The following is a 22798-nucleotide window of genomic DNA, read 5'->3' as shown; positions in this document are numbered from 1 at the left end:
AAACGGCACTTCTGATGAGAATCCCCGCACTCTCTCCAATAAGTAGCTTAAATACAGATGTGGTGGCTTGATCGGGCCGGGGGCGTGTTCTACACACGCGTCCCGGGTGCGCCCGCGTGCCATGTCCTGCTCAGGGAGTACGTCACGTGCGATTGTTGCTGTCACCGGTCCGGTTTTTAGTAGAGACTTTGACCGAAGCCTCGAATACGTCTCAAATGGCGTGGGGATTCACACTCGGAATGTGGATCGGACTCGTGCCGAAAGACAATCTGCTGGCGATCGGCCTGATGACTCTCCTCTATATGCTGCGAGTGAATCTTTCCGCCGCATTGATGTCGGCCTTCATCTTTTCGTGGGTAGGGTTTCTACTCGATCCACTGAGTCATCGACTGGGCGAATTCCTTCTGCATTTACCAGTGCTCGAATCGACCTGGACCTTTCTTTACAACCAACCGTTTGTTCCCTGGACGAACTTTAACAATACGGTGGTGCTGGGAAGTTTTGTCGTCGGTGCAATCGCTTTGTATCCAACAGCCCGCTATTCCCGCCCCTTCTTTGAGTGGTTTACTCCCAGGTGTAAAGAGCGTCTGGAGCGTTTTCGAATCGTCCGTCTTATTCAGGGCGCGGAAATCGCAGCCAGTCTAGGGGAGGTGTAACTGATGCGTTGGTCCTATCTTTTATCGCGAGCGGTACTGCTCGGACTATTCTGGGCGATGTTTGTCTTCGTGATCGATCCCCTGCTCCAGCGCGGTGTCGTCTGGGGTGGTAAGGCGGTCTTTCAGGCAGAAGTCGAAGTCGACGATCTCGACACAGGTTTCTTTCCACCCGAGATTGCACTGACGAAGGTCGCTGTCGCCAATACGATCAAACCAGATCACAATCTGTTTGAATTCGATTCCGCCGACATCAAGCTCGACGCCTGGGGAGTCGCGCGTAAAAAGTTGATCGTTGAAGAAGGCAATCTCACCGGCCTGAAATGGGATCGCCCGCGTGACAAGTCGGGAGAATTGGACGAATTGATTGATTGGGAATGGAAGTCGATCGAGGTTCTCAAACAAGCTGCCCTCAACCGGTCGGAAGCGTGGATGAAAGAGGTCATCAGCAAAACCAAAGGAGAACTCGACCCGAATCAACTCGAATCAGTCCGGTTGGCGAAAGAGTTACAGGAAGAATGGAAAACCCGATTCGACGACCTCGAAACCCGCATGCGTAAGGTCGAAGAAGATTATAAACAAATCAAACGGAACATCGATTTTGCCGACAAGAACCCGGTTCAAAAAGTAAAAACCTATGCCCAGTCAGCACAAGAAGCAGATCGGTTATTGAACGAGATCCAATCGATCCAACAAGAATTAAAGCAGTTACCTCAACAGGCAGAGTCCGACTTCCAGAAGGTCGAACTTGCGCGTCTACGAGATCAGGAGCGCCTTAAAAAGAAACTCGACTTTGTACGACTCGATCCGACAGCAATCTCGGAAGCGATGCTGGGCGAAGAACTGGCGGGGCATCTGCAAAGTGCTTTGGAGTGGGGTCGTTGGGTGCAGCAGAACTTCCCCAACACAGATCCCCCGGAACCGGAACGAATGCGGGGAACGACCGTCGAATTCGTGATTGCGGAACCCCTGCCGAGCGTGCTGATTCGCAAATTGAACCTGACGGGAGAACTTTATTATCAACAACAGCCTGAACCGTTCGTTGGTATATTGCAAGGTTGGACAACCGAACCCAAAGTCTACGGAAAACCTCTCGAAATCGAACTCTCATCTCAAGGCTCATTGCAACTGGTTCTGCACGGCACGATTGACCAACGTTCTGACGAAACAGTCAGCCGCATTGCGCTGCGATTCCAGGCCCCTATTCCGCCCGAACAGATGTTTGGAGACCCGAAGGAATTTGCCATCACGTTGGCGGCGCAGTCTTCCTCCATCGAAGCGACGCTGTTACTGAAAGGGGAACAAGCTTCAGGTGAAATCCTGCTCACTCAGGCCCCTGTGGAGATCAAAGGGTTCAGTGCTGATCCAAAACGGGTCGCCTTGAATGACGTCCTCGCACGTTCACTGAGCGGAATCAATCAACTGGAGTCTCGTGTGAATTTCTCGGGCGATGTCCATGATCTGAGCTGGAACGTGCACTCGAATCTGGGTGAGCAAATCTCAACCGGATTGACGACCGCGTTGACTCAATCCTGGCAAGCGGGGCAGGAACATCTGGAAGCCCAGGCGAATCAACTCGTGAAAGCGGAAATGCAAACGCTATCTCAATCGATGACAAGCCGCTTCCAGGAATTGAACGAAGAAGTCAAAGTAGCTCAGGGAATGCTGCGAACAGTCGTCCCCCAGACGGCGGGGGGATTACCACTGAACGGCTTCGATTTGAACAGTCTCAAAGGGGTAATACGGTAGCTCAACAGCATCGCTAAGCTGGTTTGAGAACAGCGAAGAAATTGAGCGTGGGCTGTGGCTTGCGTTGGCTCCGTTTTCTCGTCATGGTGGGCTTAATAGACTCACTTCGTCCATTCAAAACTGGGCGATTGACTTCCGTTTGAAAACTATTCCTGCCAACAGGACCGATCGATCCGTTATGAGCACGCCCGACGATTCCACCCCCGCCACGTCTCCTCGAAAAGTCAGTATTCTCTCCAGCCTTGGCCCGGCGATCATTACCGCCTCGGTGGTGCTGGGCCCGGGAAGTATTGTCTCAGCCTCCAAACTGGGGAATACTTACGGATTTTCGATGACGTGGGTCGTCCTGCTGGCCGTGGTGCTGATGATCTGCATGACAGCCCTCTCGGCCCGGTTGGGCGTGGTTCTGGAGAAAAGTCTCTGCGAAGAACTGAAAGTACGGGCGGGACGTCCGCTGGCGATTCTCGCCGGGGTCTCCGTTTTTCTGATTTGCGCCTGCTTCCAATACTCAAACAACCTCGGCATTCTATTGGCGGTCGAACCGCTGATGGAGAATGTCAGCCCGACTTTTTCGATCTCTGTCATCGTCGCGTTAAACGTGTTTATTATCGCCGTGCTATGGGGCTTAAAGTCGCTGTACGGGCACATCGAAACGTTGATGAAAATTCTCGTCGCCATGATGACGATTGCCTTTGCCATTAACCTGGGTTGCGCTTTGTTGATTCCCGCAGAAGAAGCGCCTGCTGAAGCCGCTGTAGCGGCAGCAGAAGTCGTGGCGGAAACTCCTGCTCCATCGCCCATCACCCTGGTGACGATCATCGCCATGTTCGCCACCACGTTTTCTGTCGCCGGTGCCTTCTACCAGAGTTATCTGGTTCGTGAAAAAGGCTGGACCATCGCCAATATCAGACAGGGATTTGTTGACTCGACTTTGGGCATTACGGTTCTGGGACTGATCACGCTCATGGTCATGTCCACCTCCGCAATTGTGCTGCACGGTAAGGCGGGAATCGAACTCAATAGTGCCGCCGACGTCGCCTTGGCACTCGAACCTGCCTTCGGGAAATTTGCGGTGATCATTTTCTGCCTGGGAATTTTCGCCGGGGCTTTCAGCTCGTTCCTGGTGAACTCTATGATTGGGGGGGCGATGCTTTCCGATGGATTCGGACTCGGTTATCACATCGATAAAACCTGGCCAAAAGTCTTCACCACAATCGCGCTATTAACCGGCATGAGTGTCGCCGTCTATGTAAAATCGCAGGACTTACCTAAGCCTGCCAACCTGATTGTCTTCGCTCAATCCGTGACTGTCATAGCCAACCCGGTACTCGCCGCCGCCCTGCTCTGGCTTGCGACCCGCAAAGACCTGATCGGCAATCGCAAGATCCCCACGTGGCTGAAAATCATGGCGGTGATTGGATTGATCGTAGCCATTGGTTTCGCTTATCGCACGTTGAGTGGACTGCTCGGCAGCTAACCACCTTACATCTTTCACTCAAGAGGGACCAAGGGCACCAGAGATTTAGGGTTGAAGTGCCTGAAACAACTCCAACCACTCCTTCGTCAGCTTGTCACCTCGAGTCGTGGGGTTTTCCGGATATTCGCCCCAGTAAAAACCGATCCACCCTGCGGCATCCGCTTCTGATTGCTCGATGAATTTGCCCAGTTCCTCTGCAGTACAGTGCAAGGGGAACGTCTCTTCAATCACCACTGGTTTACCGAGTGCGCGGAAGTCTTTTAAGGTCTCGGTGGCCTTTTCATTATTGCCGCTTTCGGGGTAGAGATGCAGAGCGAGGAAGTCGAGTTGCGTTGTTGATTCTTCGTTGATGTAACCGTAGTTTTCATCGGGTCGATCAAGAATCCAGGGAACCATTCCGACTGTCACAAGATGCCGCTTATCGTGCTGGCGGATCGCGGCAAGCATTTGTCCGGTCCAGTTCTGAAAGACATCCATTCGGGATCGCCCTTTCATCTCCAGAACGAGGAACTGCACATAATGTTTGCCCGCAAACGCGGGACCGAGCCAATCGTCTGCGGGCTTTTTATCGCCGGGAAGAACAGGTTCGTTCATCAGGTTGTAACAGAAGATGGCGCGACTGGTGGATCCGACCTTGGCGACAGCTTTCCAGAACTCGGCCTGTGCCTGCCAGCGTTCCACTTCTCCCATCTGATCGTACCAGTCCGGGACATCCTGCCGGTGGTAGCAACCCAGGCCCGTTAGATCGAGATAGAGTTCCGTTTGCTCTGCCAGGACAATCAACTTTCCCAAACGGTCAAGCGCAGGTTGATTCGGTTCCGTGGGGCTCTTCATAAATTTACCGAATTGCAAATGAATTCGAACGACGTTCGCCCCCAGTTCTTTCATCTCGGCGAAGTCTGACTCAATGGTTGCCCACTCTGTGCTCCAATAGTCTTCTATCAATCGACCGCTGGTGTCGCGATCATAGTTTAAACCCCAAGGGACGAACGGTTTGCCAGAGGCTTGCTGCTCGAACGATTTTCCGTCTTTTGAAACGACGATCCAATCGAGTTCACCCGCATTTGATACTGAGCTTAATTGACTGGAAAAAAACAGACAGAACAAAATCAATCGCATCGAGTTCTCCGAAATCTATAGAGCAGCCTCCCGCTGAATCAAACCGATTAAAACCGGGGAACGTCAGACTGGTTGAGCCAGATGATGGTCGTGAGAGCGACCATGAAGACAGCCGTGGAGAACAGGCCGAGGGTGGTGTCGAACATCCTCACCATCGCGATCATCGCTACTAAACCGATGGGAACTAACTTCACGAAATGCTTTACCCAGGCGGGTGACTTTTTATAAACAGGTTTCACCTGATGAAGTAGGTGTTTCATACCCTGTTTGAGAATCCCCGCAGACAAGATAAGCAAGCCGGTGATAACCGCCCAACCGGAACTGGAGCTGTACCGGAAAACGATCGTTCCCAAAATGGTCGCCATCAACAGGTCCAGCAGGAACTCCTTCCAGAGTTCAGAAAGGGAGAATAAGTCTCTGTGCGCCAGCAGAAGAGCATTCTCCTTCACGGGATGTTCGTCAAGTGGATGCTGTTCCCAGTTCTGCTCTCGTTGCTGAGACTCTTTCCGGGCTTGAGACTCTTCCCGGGGATGTTTGGTATCGTTCATGACACGCCCCTTTCGAGACGAAACTCCTGATGATGGATGAGAATTAAAAAGACTGGCCAGGAAAACAATGACCTGCAATCTGTCGGTCAGTCAGTCTGATTAATTCATGCGTGGATCTCCTGAAAACTTCTCCGAATAAAGTAAGCTGACTTCTTGTCTGAGCCGAGCGAAGCCAAGACTGGGTTCATCCGAAAGAGTTCATTCTGATGAAGGAGTGTGAGAACTGATTTTGGGATCTTCTTCTTTCACGTACCGAAATTCGGCGTCGATGACGTCAGGATCGTGTGGCCCAGTTGAGGAATTCGTTGCGCCGCGTTGACCGGGCGACCAGGTTTGTGTTGTCCAACCATTCGGTCCTGCCTGAGCTGTTTTCATGACGATGCGGGTTTTGAAATACTTAACCGCGAAGATTTTCATCAAGCGGCGAATCGGAGGGATAAGCAGGCTGAACCCGACAACATCGGTCAACATGCCCGGAGTGATTAGTAGAATTCCCGCGACGAGAATCATGACACCGTCGGTTAGAGAATCGGCCGGCATTTTGCCCGAACCGAGTTCCTGCTGAATCCGCCGGAGGGCTTTCGCTCCTTCCTGACGTGCCAGCGCGGCACCGATGATTCCCGTAAGAATCACTACTCCAATCGCGAACAGGGGACTGGTATGGGACCCTAACTGGAAAAGCAAATAAAGCTCGACCACAGGGACCAGGGTGAATAATAAAAACAGGATCAATATCACAGTAAACACTCGTTGTTAATAAGGTGGTTTTAAGGTCGCTTTAATTTCAAAGGATCTCAACTGGAGAACCAGTGGAATTGTTCTCTCAGGATAACGAAAATCAAGCGGTCTCGGATCAGAGAAATAAAAAAATCGAGGCGGGATTCACTTAGAACCCAGCCTCGACTTATAAGTTGTTTATTTGTAACAACTTAGGCGACCAATCAGGTCAGCAACTCGTTGACCACTTTACCCTGTTGCCCATCCAAGAGCGACTGTTCGCGACCGTTGTTCCTAAAGGTGAAGCTGTAAGGATCGAGACCGAAGAGATGCAGCAATGTAGCGTGGTAATCGTAGTGATTGACGACGTCTTCGACGGCATGGTGGCCCCATTCGTCCGTGGCTCCGTGGGTGTAACCCGCTTTGAATCCGCCCCCCGCCATCCACTGTGAAAACCCGTAGGTATTGTGGTCGCGTCCGATGCTCTTCTCATTCTGAATGACCGGCAGTCGGCCCATTTCACCACCCCAATGGACAATGGTGGAATCGAGCAGTCCTCGTTGTTTCAAGTCTTTAACAAGAGCAGCACTGGGTTGATCGACGATTCGGCAATGTGCGGGAAGCAGGTTAAGGATGTTGCCGTGGTGATCCCATAACTGATACCGATTAAAGAGCTGGACACATCGAACCCCTCGCTCGACCAATCGCCGAGCGATCAAGCAGCGTTTTCCATATTCGTCTGTCTCTTTCTGACCGATACCGTACATCTCCTGAGTCGCTTTGGTTTCCTGCGAGAGGTCGAGTGCTTCGCGAGCTGAACCCTGCATACGGGCAGCCAGTTCATACGAAGAGATTCGAGCATCCAAATCGTGTTCACCCGGGCGATCCTTCAGATGATTCTGATTGATCTCCTGCAGGAAATTCAGATAGTTCGCCTGAGTATTTCCTTTGAGGTGATGAGGAACATCCAAATTGAGGATTCGCGGTTCTTTGGAGCGAACGACAGTCCCCTGGTAAATCGACGGGAGAAACCCGTTGGACCAGAGATCAACTCCTGTCACAGGGAGACTGGTCGGATCGGTTAACGCTACATAGGCGGGCAGGTTCTGCGTTTCGGAGCCGAGTCCATAGGTCAGCCAACTTCCGAGGGCCGGACGCCCTTTGAGAGAACGCCCCGAGTTGAGTGCATAGATCGATTGCCCATGATTGTTCACTCCAGTGTGCATCGAACGGATCAACGTGACATCGTCAACGATTTCCTGAAAATGCGGCAAGAGTTCGGAGACATCCATTCCACTCTGACCGTACTTGTCGAACTTCCAGGGAGTCGCATAGATCTTGGAACTCGCCTGAGCGGCGTTGTCGTATTTAATTTTGCCCGGGAATGGCTTCATATGCCATTTCTGCATTTCCGGTTTCGGGTCGAACAGATCGTGGTGGCTCGGCCCCCCCTGCATGAACAGCGAGATCATCGCGTTGGCTCGGGGCGGTTCCACTGGCGTTTTCTGTGTCAGGTTAAACGATTCCTGTTCCAGCGGCGGTTTTGCTGGTGCCGCCAGCAATTTGTCCTGTTGCAACAGACTTCCCAGGGCAACGCTCGCCACGCCATAGGTACTGTTCGCCAAGAATTGTCGACGCGAGTTACTACTGGATTCATGTGACATGGTAATTACTTCCTGAGAACAGATATAAATCGACGGATAAATTTAAAGTGGACCCGCTATCAATTGTTGAGTCTATGGTGACGATTCGATATCAATCAATATACAAAAATCGATTTGCGCTGAATAACGCATGACAGAAACTGGCCAATGCCTGATCACCGGGCTCGGGTCCTGCCGGTGCTTCTTTCTTGTCGTCTGCTGCTTCTTCCGGAGTAAATTTTGCGAACTCCACCGTCTGTTGTTCAATGAACGCGATGGCTTGGTTCCGCTCGGACTCGGTAGGTTCGAGCCCCCACGCAAGTTGATAGGCAAGATTGACCTGAGCCGCACGATCTTCTCCCGCGTCATTTTCCAGACGCTCTGCAAAGGCGACGGCCCGTTCATGGACGACATTGTTATTCATCAGCATGAGTGCCTGAGGAGTTACCGTAGAGACATTCCGTGAAGTGCAGTTGGGCTGCATTCGCGGAGCATCGAATGTTTCCAGCAAGGCTAGCGGAGTACTGCGGCGGACTTGAATGTAGACACTGCGGCGGAATTCTTCGCCATTAAGCGGAGCCCCATCGGCGTATTTGCCACCAACTTCTTTGGTTGGATTCCCCACGACGATTTGACCGACGTTGTCTTCCCGAACAGGAACGGAGGTGCCCCCTTGTTTGCGGGTGAACTGATTACTGATGGCCAACAAAGAATCGCGAACGTCTTCCGCTGCCAGACGACGGATCGACATACGAGCGTAAAGTTTGTTATCCGGATCGCCTTCTTCCAATTGTGGTTGTCGGGCGGAAGACTGTTGGTAAACCTGCGAAAGCATCATCATTTTATGCATCCGTTTAATCTTCCAACCGTTATTCATGAAGTCGGTCGCTAGCCAATCTAGTAATTCCGGATGCGTGGGAAGCGACCCCAGTTTGCCGAAGTCCGCAGGAGAATCGACCAGTCCACGGCCCATGTGGTGCATCCAGATACGGTTGACGATCACACGGGGAACCAGCGGATACTCTCCACTGGTCAACTGCCTGGCAAATGCGAGCCGACGACCCGTTGTGGGCATGTCTTCATCATTAACGGGAATGGGTTCGAGACGATCCTCAAGCACCGTCAGGCTGGCGGGTTGCACTTCCTCTTTGGGCTGTTTGATATCTCCACGATAGAAGAGATGCGTCGGTGGAACGTGACCGTCCGGTTCAATGAGGCTGCGAAGGTAATCGTGAAATGGTTTCTTCGCCCGAATCTCCGTGGCTTCTGCGGCGATTTTTTTCAGCTCGTCGGAAGCCTTACGGTTATAGAGGTAAAGCGAACCCGCAGAGACGTTCAAACTCGGATGTTCTTTGAGCAGCGTTTTCTGTTCTTCCGTTCGTTCTTTATCGGCGGTCTTTCGAGCAAGACGAGCCGCTTCGTGAATTTCTTCCGGCAGTTTTTTCAGTTCGGATTCGAAGGTTTCTTCAATGTAGGCAGTCTGTTTTTCCGAATGCACGGCGAGAACTTTTTTCGCTTCGGCTTCGATTCGATCCGCTTCAGCGTAGTCCTCTTTCGTATACAGCGAGTATCGGCGTCCCTGGGGAGGCTTCCAACTTTTACAATCGAGGGCTGGCTCGAAGATGGCCCGCATTTCGTAATAGTCGGTTTGAGGAATGGGGTCGTATTTGTGATCGTGACATTGGGCGCAACCCACCGTGATCCCCATGATGGAGGTCGAAACAATGTTGATCGTTTCGCTCATGACTTCATTGCGAGCGACATCAGCATCATCCGGTCCTGAGCCAGTTCCGTCGGGCGCCATGCGCAGGAAGCCGGTCGCCGTTAACAGGCGGATCGTTTCAGGGTCGGTATTGTCCAGCGGACGCTTGGCGAGCTCGTCGCCCGCGAGTTGTTCGGTTATGAACTGATTGTAAGGAATGTCATTGTTGAAACTGTCGATGACATAGTTGCGGTATTTGTACGCGTAGTCTCGAAGTGGATCTTGAATCGTGTACCCTTCGCTGTCGGCATACCCAGCTACGTCGAGCCAGTGCCGTCCCCAGCGTTCGCCATACTCGGGAGAGGCGAGCAGTCGATCGATGACGGTCTCGAATGCTTCGGGCGATTCATCGTTCAGGAAGTCGTTGATCTCAGCCGGAGTGGGAGGCAGGCCCGTCAAATCGAAGGTGGCACGACGGATCAAAGTCCGTTTGTCCGCTTCGTAAGAATAGGTCAAATCCTCTGACTCCAGTTTTTGCACGATGAATGCATCAATCGGAGTCGACACCAATTCCTGTTGAGCCACTTCGGGGATCGGATATTCCTGAACAGGCAGGAAAGACCAGAAATTCCGTTCCTCCTCAGTGATGATTGGACCATTGCCAATTTCTTCTGGTTCGGGACGGGCTGTTTTGGCTCCCTGAGCGATCCACGTCTTGATGAGATCGATCTCGTGTTGGGGCAGCAGCTTGTCTTCATCGGGCGGCATCTCGCCGGCATCCAGACGCATGACCAGATAACTGAAGTCAGGCTTCCCCGGATCGATCGCTTCCCCCGAGTCTCCCCCCTTTACGAGAAATCGTTGTAAGCGAACGTCGAGTCCCCCTTCGGTTTCGCCCCCTTCACCGTGGCAATGGATACAATGCTCTTTGAGAATCGGACGGATATCCCGCTCGAAAAGCAGCTCTGTGCCGGGTTCTTCTGCTTGACTCGAAGACGGCCAGGATAAGCAGACGGCAGCGAGGAGGAAGAAGCTAACGCGGAAGCTCCGGACAATGGGTGGACACTGTCGCATGGGGTTCACAGACTTGTTGGAGTAAAGCTAGTTGAAGGAGGGCTGATTCTTGGCAGGAAAATTCAGGTGGGATATTTTCGGCATGCGCGTTCGTGAATTGTTGAAAATTGGACGAGGGAGTCCTCACGAACGCATAGATCAATTTTAATATGAAAAATTGCAGAGGACAACCAGATTCTGAGTTTTCTCTGATTCTCTCCGTAACTGGAGACGAACTGAGACACACTCGCAAGTCCTGAGAGAGACCGGATTTCAATCGATGAAAATGGTAGGAAAAGCTGGCGATAGGGTTCGTCCTGATCGATTTCAGTCTATAAGATTGAAGCCAGTTCTCCAGAAATGAGACATTTCCACACTAATCAACTTACCGAATTACAGACTGGCGGCACGGATTCGTCAGCTGCGGACTATTGAACGAACAGCGTAGAGGAAGAACGTACTATGAAGGGCAGCGCCAAAGTTATCGAGGCAATGAACGCGGGATTAACCATCGAGTTGACCGCCATCAACCAGTATTTCATTCAGTCTAAAATGTGCAAAGACTGGGGATTTAACAAGCTCGCTAAATTCTACTGGGACGAATCAATGGAAGAGATGCAGCATGCCGATCTGCTGATCGACCGGATTCTCTTTTTGGAAGGGGTTCCCGAAATCGCCCGTTACGACGTCATCCGCGTCGGCAAGACGGTTGAAGAGCAGCTACAGAATGGCTTGAAACTCGAAATCGGAGCCGTGAGTGCCTACAACGATGCCATCAAACTGGCGCAGGATGAAAAAGACGCCGGCAGCAAAGAGATTATGGAGAAAATCCTGGTCGAATCTGAAGAGAGTGTCGACTGGCTGGAAACCCAATTGAGCCTGCTCAAAGAGGTTGGTACTCAGAATTATCTCGCCATGCAGATGGGCGAAACGGCCGAAGGATAAGATTCGAGTACTTTGGAAATTCGTAACACACAGGCGGTGCAGCCGGTTCCGGCTCCCGTCTGTTGTACGATACACGGAACGGACATTGCTTCGCCCGTTTCGAATTTATGACGGACTTCGGACTCGCGCACTTTCAAACAGTGGCAGAGCATACGATCCTGACAGGGCTGTTTAACGGTCATCGAGGTTACTCGTATTTGTAATTCAGAAGAGCGACCGAGGCCGGCTCTATTACGGTGATTAAACGACTGGCACAGGGCTGAAATCGGGTATATTGGAAACTTCTAATGGTCCGCAGCGTTAATCGTGATTAATTGACCAGGTTGTTGCTCTCACGACTTTCGAACGTATCTGTCAGACGGAATTGAAGAACAGTGACATTGTTATCCAACGGAAATAGCTCGTTATCCAACGGAAATTGCTCTAAACGAGACTGACTGCAGCGATGAGTAAAGTTGGGTGGAAGCAAGTGGGGTTTGATAATTAGCGGTGCGGTTATCGGGCAGGAAAACTGGGGTGTGACCAGTTTGGAGTCGATTGGCAGGCTGCTGAGTGAGCTCCAAACAGATAATGAGACTTGATCTCAATAGCTCAATTCTATCCGGGTCAATCCCTATGTCAACAGGCCATTGTGCCCTTCTCTCTTTTTCTTAAAGAGATTCTCCACCGGCGTTTTTCCGCTTTAATCCGGTCCGAAACGAAGATTTCATTACCTATTCACGCCCGAATTCTCAGGGCCGAAAACCGGACAGGGTTGGTAACATGCTGGTACAATGTCAGTTAGCGACTGACGGTTTTCCGCAATTCATCCGCTTCACTTACAAGCTGGCCCCAGATTTATGAACTCCCCTGCCCCCTCCTGGAGATCGACCGCCACGATTTCTGATTTAAAAATTCGGGCGGGACTGGTGCGGACACTCCGCTTATTCTTTGAAGAGACGGGGTATTGGGAAGTACAGACCCCTGTACTGAGTCGGGAAGCGATTATCGATGCTCATATCAATCCCCTTCGGCTGACAGACTCATCGATCGCGGGAGACCGGTACTTACAGACGTCTCCTGAAGCGCATATGAAGCGTTTACTCTCGGCGGGAGCCGATCGTATCTATCAGTTCTCCTCTGTCTTTCGACAACAGGAACAGGGCGACCGTCACAATACCGAATTTACTTTGCTGGAATGGTATTCTTGTAACGAGGATCACCACGACCAGATGAAACTGGTGGAGAGTTTGATTCGAACGGTCGCTGAGAAATGCCCTACGAAGTCACCACTTGATCCTCAACTATTCGAAAGGCTGACCTACGCCGCCGCTTTTGAACGGTACATGGGAACTTCTGTCGTCAGGCTGACGGCATCCGAACTGAAACAGCTGGCGATCGACCAGCAGGTTTCGATTCCTCCTGGACTGGACGAACAGGACCGGGACGGCTGGCTGAATTTGCTGTTAGCAGAGAAGGTCGAACCCCAGTTGGGCATCGAGCACCCGGTGTTCCTGATCGACTATCCGGAAAGCCAGGCCGCCCTCGCACGCGTCCGCAGGGATGATCCCCCGGTAGCGGAGCGGTTCGAATTGTATATCAAGGGGATCGAACTCTGTAACGGTTACCACGAAGAGACAAACGCAGAGGAACTTCGGACTCGCTTTGAGCGGCAAAACGAAATCCGACGGGCCGAGGGCATGTGCGAGCTCCCCCTGCCCGAGTTATTCCTTGAGGCAACCGAGGCAGGTTATCCCGCCAGTGCAGGAGTCGCGCTGGGCGTTGAGCGACTTTTAATGTGGCTCATGAAAAAAGCGACCCTCCCGGAGGTGGTCGCTTTCCCCTATGAACGTGCTTGAAATAATCCTGGATTCGTCTAACGGTGTCCCCGCCAGACAGAGGCCGTTTTGATCAATTGCGATCGACCCTAGATCCTGTCCAGGATAAGTGTGGCGGCTATCGGTCTCGAAAAGCCCTTAAAAACAGTAGGCTACGCCGCCAGAACTCGCTACGGTTATCTGGAATGCGCTCTAGAAGGCATCTTCAAGATTCATTTTCTCGCTGTTATCACGAGTTACAAGCGCCCGTAGTACTTGACCGTCGATAGTATGTGAGATCGGTGTTGCACTACCATCGGCAACTCCAAACATGGAAACATCGCCATGGGCACTACCAAAACCGAAGAACTGAGAGCGATAAAAGTCGTTCTCGGTGGAGTCGTCCGAATCATCTGGTCCGGGTTCGTATTCGAAGTAAGAGAAAAAGTCGGGACGAGCATCGTGAATACTGGCACAGCAGCTGAATCCGTCGCCCCAGAACCCTAACAATGATTCACCGAACATCAACGTGTTACTCTCTCCATCGGCGATATCACGGAATCGATTGGATCGACCAATTTCGAAAACACCTTTGTGCAGACGGTATCCTGAGTTATCGACGTCGTCGTCGTCATCACCACCTGACGTTGTATTCTCCCAGTATCCTCGAACACCTCGGTAGGTAGTCAGACCAAACTCGGTTCGAGACTCGGCACCACTTCCTTCAACTCGGCGGGCACGTTGTGTGTCCAACGCAGTTTCGTAAGAAGAGGACGGGCAAACAAAACTGCCGATTTCGTACTGCATCGAGTCCAGGTTAGAGGGACTGTAATGAGCATCGTTGAAATCGATATCCAATGTTAACTCGCCCATCTCAGGAACGATCAATGCATGCCAGCCCCAGTATCGGGACATACGCCAGTTAGAGATATCGACTTTATCTTTGGTGATCCGTACCCGGTTAGCATCGTAAGTCCAGCGATCTACAGGTGTCCGTGAGAAACTGAGAAACACATCGACGGGAGGGCTTCCAGAAAATATATCTGACCCACTGTCGAATGTGTCATCGTCATCTTCATAATCAATAGGAGTTTCCGGCTCGACCCAAGCTGGAGGGAAACTACGATGTAAATCGTGGTAGTTGTGAGAAGCCAGCAGAATCTGCTTCATATTATTAAGGCATTGAGTTCGGCGGGCGGATTCTCGTGCCCGTTGAACGGCGGGCAGCAATAACGCGGCCAGTACGGAAATAATCGCGATGACGACGAGCAACTCGACCAGCGTGAATCCACGTGGATGTCTGCCGGAGGTGTGAGGTGTTTTACTGACAAAGGGCATTTGAGAACGCTCCATTTTGCTGGAAGTGCTGAGTAGCAACATCAGGTTCATCGAAAACAGTGATTGCGAAAGAGGTTCGAACGTTTCGCATCAAGACGATGTTGTGCTGTTGGACGTGACTCTGAAACTTGAGTTTTCTGGCGACCTTAAGGACTAGAATAGTCGCTTATCGCTGCAGAAATAGATTGGGATGGGTGTTTGTGCAGAATTCTCCGCGAAACGAAACGTGATTTGATACTGGTTTAAAAACCCGACCGGACCGTTATGATTTTACCAGATCTTTATCATACAGGTGAACAATCAGGAATTCAAATTTCTGATTTCGTATTAATGCCAGTTTTCATTTCTAGAAATGTAAAACGGGTCAAATTGGCAAAACTAGAGAGTTAATAAGTCCTAAATCGTACATTCATCCTCTTTTAGAGGGTGTACCATAAAATCGGGCATCGTACCTTCCTGTATACGTAGCCCTATCGCGAATTCAACGCATTATTCAAACCGAAATGCATATCGGATGGGATTCACTCATTTTTCCCGTTAGAGACGAGTTTCCGCAGTGGAAAACCTCACGAATTGATCCTCGTAAACGAGTAACGCCTACACAAAACTAGAGCGTATCATCCAGATTTCGGATTCTACGTTTCTACTCTCTTGGTAAGCATCCTCATCGCCGATTGTACTCGGAGAGAAACGCCTGTAATGCTCCCGCGAAAGGGTCTTTTGTGGTAAAGCGAGTGTAGGTAATATCGTTATTCTGGCAGAACTGAGAAAGTTCGGCGATGAATGATTCAAATTGTTTCAAATAGTGTTGCCGGAGTTGGAGTGGATCGACCAGTTTGCGATCTGTGGTCTGCTCCAGACTTTGGAAGCGAGTTGGTTTGGAAAACGGGAAATCTTCCTCTTCCGGTGCAATGATCTGTAATAACATCACCTCGTGCCGTTGATGTCGTAACTGCTGCATCAACTTGCACAAATCGGGTAATGAGTCAAAGCAATCGGAGAGCAGCACAATCCGGGATCGGCGTTTGAACGTCGGCAACAACCCTGTCAGCACCTGCGCCAGCGACGTTTCCCCGCCCGGTTCCAGCGATTCCAAGTCGTGCATCAATTGCTCGAAGACTTTCGCCGTGGCCGAGGGTTCTCTTCTCAAGCGGATTTTGTCATCAAAGCCAATCAACCCGGCGGCGTCGCGTTGCTTTTGAAGCAGATATACCAATCCGGCCACCAGGCAACGGGCATAGCTGAACTTGCTTAACGAATTCTGTGAATACCCCATGCTGCCGGAACAATCGAGCAAAAGGTAGGTGCGCAGATTGGTCTCTTCTTCAAACTCCTTGACGTAATACTTTCCCGTTTTACCGTAGGCCCGCCAGTCGATATGGCGGATTTCGTCACCGGGGTAATATTGTCGATGCTCAACGAACTCGACCGAGGCTCCTTTATAAGGAGAACGATGCTGCCCAACCATGAACCCTTCCACCAATTGCCGCGCGATCACTTCCAACCGACCGAGCGATGCCAGCGCGGACGGATCCTGAAAAGCAAGAGGTTCAGCAGGGGCGGACATGGAGAGACTTCAAACTGTTGATATGTTGTTATTTCGTTAGCGTTGATGGAGCTGTTTTTATTATAACGGACTCAGGTGCAGTGGGAATGTTCCCAAAACTTACTGAAAATGAGAATTTTTCAAACGCTCGTTCTGTCGTTAAATGAAAGGTTATTCAATGACTTCCGAAACGCCTCTTCCCAATGGTGACGATACTGAAGCAAGCCCGATGCTCATTGAAGTGATCGCTACGCCGGTAGCCAGGATATTTAACTACAGCGTCATGCTTGGAGGTATTGTCGTCCTTTTCGACAACAGTATTGCTGTAGGCATATTCGCGATTCTGGTAGCGCAGATTGCGAACACATTGATCGACATGAAGATGACCATGAACACAAATGTAAAATTCGGGTGAAGAAACCCCTTATCAGCTGCAAAAGAGAACTTAAACAGAGACTCAGGATCAATTCATGAATTCCGAAACCACCAGTGGCTTTCCACGTTCGCTCAAGATAATCGCCATCCTCTTGTTGTGCGTCTTTTGTTTTACAGTGGGGCGTTTTGCGTCTGTCTGGAATGAACGACTCTCCGAGAAAACGCAGATGGAATTGATCATCGCGGACAGTGCGAAATTTGAGAGGGCAATGAATGATGTACTGGTCACACTTCGGTACGATGTGAATTCTTTTTTGGAAAAGAGCGGGAAAATTGTCGTTCGCACCGAAGAATTTAAACCGGACACCTATGGCGGAAACATCCACCGAAATCTAATGGCCGATTCACTTATCGAAGAGAGTCGTAGACCGTTTAAATCCTCATTTTCTGAGACTTATAACTTATCTCATCTCCAGAACCAGAGTTCACAATATCTTCTCTTGGGTATTGATCCCTTTCAAATCGTTTACGACCGTACTCTCGTCGAGGAACTCTCGAATGAATCCACAACAGAAGACCCGTTAGAGAAATCGCCTGTCCAGAATGTTTACGCGGGAAAAGGATTTTATTTTAGCGACATATTACCGGACTTTGTCACTGCAGAGCAGATTTCACCACATTTTTCCGCCACGCAACTGGATAGCTGGTTCAAGAAAGTGGGAACAGTGTCCTCTTATACCTCTTCCTGGTTTTTTAAATCGAAATCAGTAGTTCATCCGGAGGGGGCGTATCTGAAGTTCGAAGTCGAGAATGACACCGACAAGAACACGATCACAATCACTGTAACCTTCTCTGAATTTTCACTGCGTACAGAGCAATAAAAAACTCCCCATCAGTGACAGACCACCGATGGGGAGCGATTCATATCGATTTCATCGCGAATTAGATTCCAATCGAATCAGGTTCGCGTGATTGTTACATCGTGCAACAGCCTGCTGCAGTGCAGTTACCAGTGGTGCATTTGCCATCGACACAACAACCGTCAGCACATGCTCCGTCATCGCAGCAGCCCGCTTCGCAGACTCCTGTCACACAACAGCAGGTGCAGTCTTCAGGACAATTGCCGTCGCAAGTTTCGCAGACGCAACTGTCGCAACAGCAACCGGAGGTGGAACTGGCAGCCTGAGCCGAAGAAGGACCAAAGCTCCAGGCGAAGACGGCCAGCAGAGCAACAAGCGCAGCGGTAATGAAATATTTAGACATAGGATTATCCTCAAATTTAAAAACGTTTTGAAATGCGATGGGGACAGACATGTCTCCACCGGCAGCAAGCGAATTCAATTCGAGGACGTTAATCGAGCCAGACACATAGCAGCGATTGTGTCGGTGGGTCACGAGGACGGATGTCGTCGCTATGCATCGTCTCAAAGCTGGTATCAGCCACTTCCCGGCCCACAGGACTCAACATGTTGAGTTGCAGCGTAGGAGCCGTGACGATGATCGTAGAGGCAGATTGTGGGAGATGCGGATTGGTAATGCAGCAACCGCAATCGTCGCAGGACTCGCGACTTTCCTGATGATGAGTCCGGCAGCAGGAGACGGGACTTAGCTTGCTCGGCTCTGATGCTTCCATTCGAGAGAGGCAACAGGCGGGCAGAACCGTTTCGGATTCTGCGAATACAGTCGCTACGGTACCAGCCAATTTTTGAAGACAAAGGCGAGACGAGGCCGCATGCAGCGGCAGTGCGCTTTGCAGACCGAAGCTGAATAGCGCGGTCAGAGCGATCGTCAAATGGTGCCAGTGTCGCATCAAGGTTCCCGTTCCCGTTGGAAAAGTTCAAGGGTAGAAGAGTTCAAACCTGAGAAGATTTTTAATTGCGTTAGTTTGTCGAAATAGAGGCAACGGTGGTTGCATCTGAATCGCTATTATACACCCGGCCTTGTTACCAGAACACCCTATTCTTTCAGGGCGAATTCTGGAGCTTCAGGCCCACAAAAAACCTTCACGCGAAATAAAAAAAATCTTCACAATATTTACTACGCTCAAACGCCTGTTTTTGTGGGAGAAATGAGGTCCGCCCTGCTTTTCGCGCGGATCTTCGTCAGATTCGAATCTTGACAAATAGAATTCCTGATTTAATATCGGGCTCTTGTCGATTCACAATATGTAGTACACACACACCTCACCGCTACAATAGATTGTGCCGCCCTTATCTCTTTGCCGCACAACGATTTACCTGTACATACGTGATAAGATTGGCCAGATTCCGGATTGAACTGGCGAACCATGGCTCCGTTCTCAACACTGGCAGTTGAGGATGTTTAAGGATTTTCTGCCTGTTTTTTTTCTACGAAGGAGGAGTGCACGATGCACGATTCAAAGGGAGTCGATGTCCACATTAACGAAGGATCGCGCTCCGCAGGAAACAGGGCGGAATCTGTTACTGAGGAGACTCAGGCGATGCAGATTTCCCCTTATTTCTGTCCCGCTGATGTTGCCCCATTCGACACTGTCGATTGGACTCGTCGGACCGCTCAAATCAAGGATGAATCGGGCGATGTGCTGTTTGAACAGACTGACTGCGAAGTACCGGCTGACTGGAGTGCGTTAGCCACGAATGTTGTCGTCAGTAAATATTTTTACGGTGAACCGGGAACACCCGAGCGGGAATACAGTATCCGCCAGGTTGTCCATCGCGTTGCCCGGACCATTGCCGACTGGGGGACCCAGGATGGCATTTTCGCTACACAGGAAGATGGCGAAAACTTCTACCGCGAGCTCGCCTGGCTCTGTCTGCATCAGCACGGGGCATTCAACTCTCCCGTCTGGTTCAACGTCGGCCTTTACCATGAGTATGGCGTCCGAGGTTCTCGCGGGAACTACTACTGGGATGTCGAGACAAGTACCGTCAGTCGTCCGGAAACACCGTATGAATTCCCACAGGCCTCTGCCTGTTTCATTCAGTCGGTGGATGACAACATGGAAGACATCATGCGGCTGGCGACCAGCGAAGCGATGCTCTTCAAGTTCGGTTCCGGAACGGGAACGGACCTCTCCACAATCCGCAGCTCGCGGGAGAAACTGTCCGGCGGGGGAACTCCTTCCGGCCCGCTCTCCTTCATGCGTGTCTACGACCAGATCGCCGCTGTCGTAAAATCGGGTGGAAAGACCCGGCGTGCCGCAAAAATGCAGTCGATCAAAGACTGGCACCCCGACGTCCTCGATTTCATTCAGGCGAAAACAGTTGAAGAGAAAAAAGCCCGCACCTTGATTGAAAGTGGCGAGTACGATTCGAACTTCAACGGAGCTGCTTACAGTTCCATTATGTTCCAGAACGCCAACCTGTCTGTTCGTCTTTCGGACGAATTCATGCAGTCCGTTCTGGATGGTGGACAGTGGCAGACTCACTGGGTGACCGACTCTTCCGTAGCTGGCCCCGAGTACGACGCCAATTATGTAATCGATCAAATTTCCGAAGGAACCTGGTTCTGTGGTGACCCGGGCGTCCAGTACGAGACGACGATCAACAACTGGCACACCTGCCCGAACAGTGGTCCGATCAATGCGTCGAACCCCTGCTCCGAGTACATGTTCCTGGACGATACCGCCTGTAACCTGTCGAGTATCAACCTGAAGAAAATGATGCGAGCCGATGGCACGTTCGACGTCGAACGGTTCCGTAAAGCTTCGTCCATCTTCATTACGGCTCAGGAAATTCTGGTCGACCATGCCAGTTACCCCACCCCGGCCATCGCCGAGAACAGCCATGCCTATCGTCCTCTGGGACTTGGTTACGCGAACCTTGGTAGCATGCTGATGTCGATGGGAATTCCCTACGACAGCGAAGCAGGTCATGGTATCTGTGGTGCATTGACAGCGATGCTGACTGGCCAGGGTTACCTGACTTCGTCGCATATCGCCCATAACATTGGACCGTTCGACGGCTACCGTGAGAATGAAAAACCAATGCTGCGAGTGATGCAGATGCACCGTCAAGCAGTGGAAGACATTAACGAATCCTGTCCTCAATACCTGAAAGACGCCGCTCGCGACGTCTGGATTGATTGTCTGGATGCGGGCCGTCGATATGGTTACCGCAACGCTCAGGCGACTGTGCTTGCTCCAACTGGGACGATTGCCTTCATGATGGACTGTGATACCACAGGTATCGAGCCGGACATCGCCCTGGTGAAGTACAAGCAACTGGCAGGCGGCGGAATGATGAAAATCGTCAACCGTACTGTGCCTAAAGCTCTGTCGACACTCGGTTACGCGGACGACTCGATCGAGAAAATCCTGGCTTACATTGATACGCACGACACGATCGAAGGTGCACCCGGCTTGCTCGAAGAGCATCTGCCGGTCTTCGACTGTGCGTTCACTCCGGCCAACGGAACCCGTTCTATTCAGTGGCGGGCTCACATCGGCATGATGGCGGCAGCTCAGCCGTTCCTGTCGGGTGCGATCTCGAAAACGGTCAACATGCCTTCGAATTCAACTGTGGAAGACGTCAAAGACGCTTATCTGGAAGGCTGGAAACTTGGCCTGAAAGCTCTGGCGATCTATCGTGACGGTTCAAAACAGAGCCAGCCGCTGGCGACGAAAAAAGAAGGTGGCAAGAAGAAAGGCGAAGAGTACAAACCGGGCATGGAACGTCGTCGGCTTCCCGCGACCCGTCAGTCGATCACACACAAATTTTCTGTGGGTGGTCACGAAGGGTACATTACTGTGGGACTGTTCGAAGATGGTACTCCCGGCGAACTGTTCGTCATGATGGCCAAAGAGGGTAGTACTATCGGTGGTCTGATGGATGTCATCGGAACCGAAACCTCCATGTGTCTACAGTACGGTGTGCCGCTGGCGGTCATCGTCGATAAGTTCAGTCACATGCGGTTTGAACCTGCCGGTTGGACAAGCAACCCGGATATTCCGAACGCCAAAAGTGTGGTCGACTACATCTTCCGATGGATGGGGATTCAATTTATCCCTGGCTACCGCGAAGCGAACACACCGAAGCGAGTGGAAGATTCCAGTGACAGCAAGGGATCATCATCGATCTCTGAGGGCAAGCCCCAGTCCGGAACCACGTTGGACACGAAGCCGACAAACGGACTAAGCAACGGGGCAGCTTCCGGTCACGCCACGAATGGCGTTGCACCGTCACTAACTGCTGCACCATCACTGCACGACGGCGTGTCAGCGACCGCGTTACTGCTGGAACCCGGGGAATCGAACCGAAGCGAGCAATTTGCCCGCTTCCAATCGGACGCTCCCGCCTGCGATAACTGCGGCTCCATCACCGTCCGCAACGGCAACTGCTACCTGTGCCACAACTGTGGTGCCAGCATGGGCTGTAGCTAATGCGTGAGTAGTGAAACCAATTGAAAAGCCAAACACCCCGATCAAGAAATTGATCGGGGTGTTTTTTATTTGGGTCGCAGTGTTTTGCATTCCACAAGGTAAAGAATTACCATGAGAGTAAACCTTTACCTTTCTGGAGAGCCACATACAGTGACCGCACGCACTGCTAATATTATTGCGATGATTTGTGGAACGATTTCAATTATTGCAATAACATATGCTTTATATAAGTTGGGGAGTGAAGCCATTGCTGCGTTCTCAGATACAGACGCCAGCTTTGCGCCAACACTTACAGCGGCGGCTACTATTGTAGTGTCAGTTATTTCAGTCGTCGTTGCTCGTCACTTAGAAAACAAAGCAAACATTCGAAAAGAGATACGAGAAAAGAAAGTACCTGTCTACGAAGATTTGATTTGTTTTATGTTTAAAGTGTTAATGGCACCAAAAACAGGTAAGAAAATACCAGAAGCGGAGATAATTACATTCATGTCCGACTTTCACCAGCGGTCAATCGTCTGGGCATCAGACGAAGTACTTAACGCTTGGATTCGATTTCGTGGTGCATCAGCTGGTGATAATAACAAAGAAGACAGCTCTTCGATGTTCGCATACGAAGAACTTTTGCGAACCATTCGAGCAGATCTTGGCCACAAAAATGAGAACCTTGAGAAAGGTAAATTGCTCTCATTATTCGTGAATGATATCGCGAAATATTTAGACAAAGATGGAAAATGATATCATCCACATTCAATACTACTCCAAATAGTCTTTAGAA

Annotated in this window: 19 protein-coding genes; 9 read left to right on the top strand and 10 right to left on the bottom strand. The window is 50.9% G+C overall.

Annotated elements, in window-relative coordinates; genetic code table 11:
• Positions 1–146 precede the first annotated feature (146 nt).
• The 3 genes from Pla110_RS05050 (at position 147) to Pla110_RS05040 (ending at position 3879) form a co-directional block, all read left to right on the top strand.
• Positions 147–656, top strand: coding sequence for a TIGR03546 family protein (locus tag Pla110_RS05050; RefSeq protein WP_144993868.1), 510 nt, complete (start codon positions 147–149; stop codon positions 654–656).
• Positions 657–659: 3 nt separating this feature from the next.
• Positions 660–2402 carry a TIGR03545 family protein gene (locus Pla110_RS05045; RefSeq protein ID WP_144993866.1) on the top strand — a complete coding sequence of 581 codons (1743 nt, stop codon included), beginning with the start codon at positions 660–662 and terminating at the stop codon, positions 2400–2402.
• A gap of 178 nt (positions 2403–2580) precedes the next feature.
• Positions 2581–3879: an NRAMP family divalent metal transporter gene (locus Pla110_RS05040; RefSeq protein WP_144993864.1), complete on the top strand. Its 1299-nt coding sequence runs from the start codon at positions 2581–2583 to the stop codon at positions 3877–3879.
• A 45-nt stretch (positions 3880–3924) separates the two neighbouring features.
• On the opposite strand, the gene Pla110_RS05035 is transcribed toward Pla110_RS05040, so the two are convergent.
• From Pla110_RS05035 to Pla110_RS05015, 5 genes are all read right to left on the bottom strand, one after another.
• Positions 3925–4998: a cellulase family glycosylhydrolase gene (locus tag Pla110_RS05035; protein WP_144993862.1), complete on the bottom strand. Its 1074-nt coding sequence runs from the start codon at positions 4996–4998 to the stop codon at positions 3925–3927.
• Positions 4999–5045: 47 nt separating this feature from the next.
• A complete protein-coding gene (locus tag Pla110_RS05030; RefSeq protein ID WP_144993860.1) occupies positions 5046–5546 on the bottom strand; it encodes a hypothetical protein in 501 nt (166 codons plus the stop codon).
• Between the two features lie 198 nt (positions 5547–5744).
• Positions 5745–6284 (bottom strand): FxsA family protein, encoded by a 540-nt coding sequence (locus tag Pla110_RS05025; protein ID WP_197440512.1) that lies wholly within the window; start codon positions 6282–6284, stop codon positions 5745–5747.
• 203 nt (positions 6285–6487) lie between these two features.
• On the bottom strand, positions 6488–7927 hold the full coding sequence (locus tag Pla110_RS05020; RefSeq protein WP_144993856.1) for a DUF1501 domain-containing protein: 1440 nt from the start codon (positions 7925–7927) through the stop codon (positions 6488–6490).
• A 91-nt stretch (positions 7928–8018) separates the two neighbouring features.
• A complete protein-coding gene (locus Pla110_RS05015; RefSeq protein ID WP_144993854.1) occupies positions 8019–10682 on the bottom strand; it encodes a PSD1 and planctomycete cytochrome C domain-containing protein in 2664 nt (887 codons plus the stop codon).
• A gap of 441 nt (positions 10683–11123) precedes the next feature.
• Here Pla110_RS05015 and bfr point away from each other — a divergent pair, with 441 nt between their 5' ends.
• Positions 11124–11606 (top strand): bacterioferritin, encoded by a 483-nt coding sequence (bfr, locus tag Pla110_RS05010; protein WP_144993852.1) that lies wholly within the window; start codon positions 11124–11126, stop codon positions 11604–11606.
• On the opposite strand, the gene Pla110_RS23085 is transcribed toward bfr, so the two are convergent.
• Positions 11567–11758, bottom strand: coding sequence for a (2Fe-2S)-binding protein (locus Pla110_RS23085; protein WP_390620488.1), 192 nt, complete (start codon positions 11756–11758; stop codon positions 11567–11569). The two genes, bfr and Pla110_RS23085, sit on opposite strands and share 40 nt — an antisense overlap.
• 687 nt (positions 11759–12445) lie before the next feature.
• Here Pla110_RS23085 and epmA point away from each other — a divergent pair.
• Entirely contained in the window at positions 12446–13444 is a 999-nt protein-coding gene (gene epmA / locus Pla110_RS05000) for an EF-P lysine aminoacylase EpmA (RefSeq protein WP_144993848.1), read from the top strand.
• A gap of 171 nt (positions 13445–13615) precedes the next feature.
• Here the strand turns inward: epmA and Pla110_RS04995 are convergent, their stop codons facing one another.
• On the bottom strand, positions 13616–14740 hold the full coding sequence (locus Pla110_RS04995; protein WP_144993846.1) for a DUF1559 family PulG-like putative transporter: 1125 nt from the start codon (positions 14738–14740) through the stop codon (positions 13616–13618).
• A gap of 664 nt (positions 14741–15404) precedes the next feature.
• The gene (locus tag Pla110_RS04990; protein WP_144993844.1) at positions 15405–16307 is read right to left on the bottom strand and encodes a DUF58 domain-containing protein; all 903 of its coding nucleotides are present in this window, start codon (positions 16305–16307) and stop codon (positions 15405–15407) included.
• A 157-nt stretch (positions 16308–16464) separates the two neighbouring features.
• On the opposite strand from Pla110_RS04990, the gene Pla110_RS04985 reads away from it, so the two are divergent.
• Positions 16465–16701 (top strand): hypothetical protein, encoded by a 237-nt coding sequence (locus Pla110_RS04985; protein ID WP_144993842.1) that lies wholly within the window; start codon positions 16465–16467, stop codon positions 16699–16701.
• A gap of 55 nt (positions 16702–16756) precedes the next feature.
• Positions 16757–17542 (top strand): hypothetical protein, encoded by a 786-nt coding sequence (locus Pla110_RS04980; RefSeq protein ID WP_144993840.1) that lies wholly within the window; start codon positions 16757–16759, stop codon positions 17540–17542.
• 94 nt (positions 17543–17636) lie between these two features.
• Here the strand turns inward: Pla110_RS04980 and Pla110_RS04975 are convergent, their stop codons facing one another.
• Positions 17637–17924, bottom strand: a complete 288-nt coding sequence (locus Pla110_RS04975) for a hypothetical protein (RefSeq protein WP_144993838.1) — start codon at positions 17922–17924, stop codon at positions 17637–17639.
• An 88-nt stretch (positions 17925–18012) separates the two neighbouring features.
• Entirely contained in the window at positions 18013–18471 is a 459-nt protein-coding gene (locus tag Pla110_RS04970; protein ID WP_144993835.1) for a hypothetical protein, read from the bottom strand.
• Between the two features lie 651 nt (positions 18472–19122).
• On the opposite strand from Pla110_RS04970, the gene Pla110_RS04965 reads away from it, so the two are divergent.
• Complete coding sequence (locus Pla110_RS04965; RefSeq protein WP_390620487.1) at positions 19123–22023, top strand: vitamin B12-dependent ribonucleotide reductase; 2901 nt, start codon at positions 19123–19125, stop codon at positions 22021–22023.
• Between the two features lie 150 nt (positions 22024–22173).
• Positions 22174–22758 carry a hypothetical protein gene (locus Pla110_RS04960; protein WP_144993831.1) on the top strand — a complete coding sequence of 195 codons (585 nt, stop codon included), beginning with the start codon at positions 22174–22176 and terminating at the stop codon, positions 22756–22758.
• Positions 22759–22798: the final 40 nt, after the last annotated feature.

The organism is Polystyrenella longa (assembly GCF_007750395.1).
GTDB lineage: Bacteria > Planctomycetota > Planctomycetia > Planctomycetales > Planctomycetaceae > Polystyrenella > Polystyrenella longa.
This window is presented reverse-complemented; position numbering and strand designations above follow the sequence as displayed.

What these genes read in the sequence shown, in the direction of transcription:
- Pla110_RS05045 (WP_144993866.1), top strand. Translation starts at nt 660, where the DNA reads ATGCGTTGGTCCTATCTTTTATCGCGAGCGGTACTGCTCGGACTATTC.
- Pla110_RS05040 (WP_144993864.1), top strand. Translation starts at nt 2,581, where the DNA reads ATGAGCACGCCCGACGATTCCACCCCCGCCACGTCTCCTCGAAAAGTC.
- Pla110_RS05035 (WP_144993862.1), bottom strand. Translation starts at nt 4,998, where the DNA reads ATGCGATTGATTTTGTTCTGTCTGTTTTTTTCCAGTCAATTAAGCTCA.
- Pla110_RS05030 (WP_144993860.1), bottom strand. Translation starts at nt 5,546, where the DNA reads ATGAACGATACCAAACATCCCCGGGAAGAGTCTCAAGCCCGGAAAGAG.
- Pla110_RS05020 (WP_144993856.1), bottom strand. Translation starts at nt 7,927, where the DNA reads ATGTCACATGAATCCAGTAGTAACTCGCGTCGACAATTCTTGGCGAAC.
- Pla110_RS05015 (WP_144993854.1), bottom strand. Translation starts at nt 10,682, where the DNA reads ATGCGACAGTGTCCACCCATTGTCCGGAGCTTCCGCGTTAGCTTCTTC.
- bfr (WP_144993852.1), top strand. Translation starts at nt 11,124, where the DNA reads ATGAAGGGCAGCGCCAAAGTTATCGAGGCAATGAACGCGGGATTAACC.
- Pla110_RS23085 (WP_390620488.1), bottom strand. Translation starts at nt 11,758, where the DNA reads ATGCTCTGCCACTGTTTGAAAGTGCGCGAGTCCGAAGTCCGTCATAAA.
- epmA (WP_144993848.1), top strand. Translation starts at nt 12,446, where the DNA reads ATGAACTCCCCTGCCCCCTCCTGGAGATCGACCGCCACGATTTCTGAT.
- Pla110_RS04995 (WP_144993846.1), bottom strand. Translation starts at nt 14,740, where the DNA reads ATGCCCTTTGTCAGTAAAACACCTCACACCTCCGGCAGACATCCACGT.
- Pla110_RS04990 (WP_144993844.1), bottom strand. Translation starts at nt 16,307, where the DNA reads ATGTCCGCCCCTGCTGAACCTCTTGCTTTTCAGGATCCGTCCGCGCTG.
- Pla110_RS04985 (WP_144993842.1), top strand. Translation starts at nt 16,465, where the DNA reads ATGACTTCCGAAACGCCTCTTCCCAATGGTGACGATACTGAAGCAAGC.
- Pla110_RS04980 (WP_144993840.1), top strand. Translation starts at nt 16,757, where the DNA reads ATGAATTCCGAAACCACCAGTGGCTTTCCACGTTCGCTCAAGATAATC.
- Pla110_RS04975 (WP_144993838.1), bottom strand. Translation starts at nt 17,924, where the DNA reads ATGTCTAAATATTTCATTACCGCTGCGCTTGTTGCTCTGCTGGCCGTC.
- Pla110_RS04970 (WP_144993835.1), bottom strand. Translation starts at nt 18,471, where the DNA reads ATGCGACACTGGCACCATTTGACGATCGCTCTGACCGCGCTATTCAGC.
- Pla110_RS04965 (WP_390620487.1), top strand. Translation starts at nt 19,123, where the DNA reads ATGCAGATTTCCCCTTATTTCTGTCCCGCTGATGTTGCCCCATTCGAC.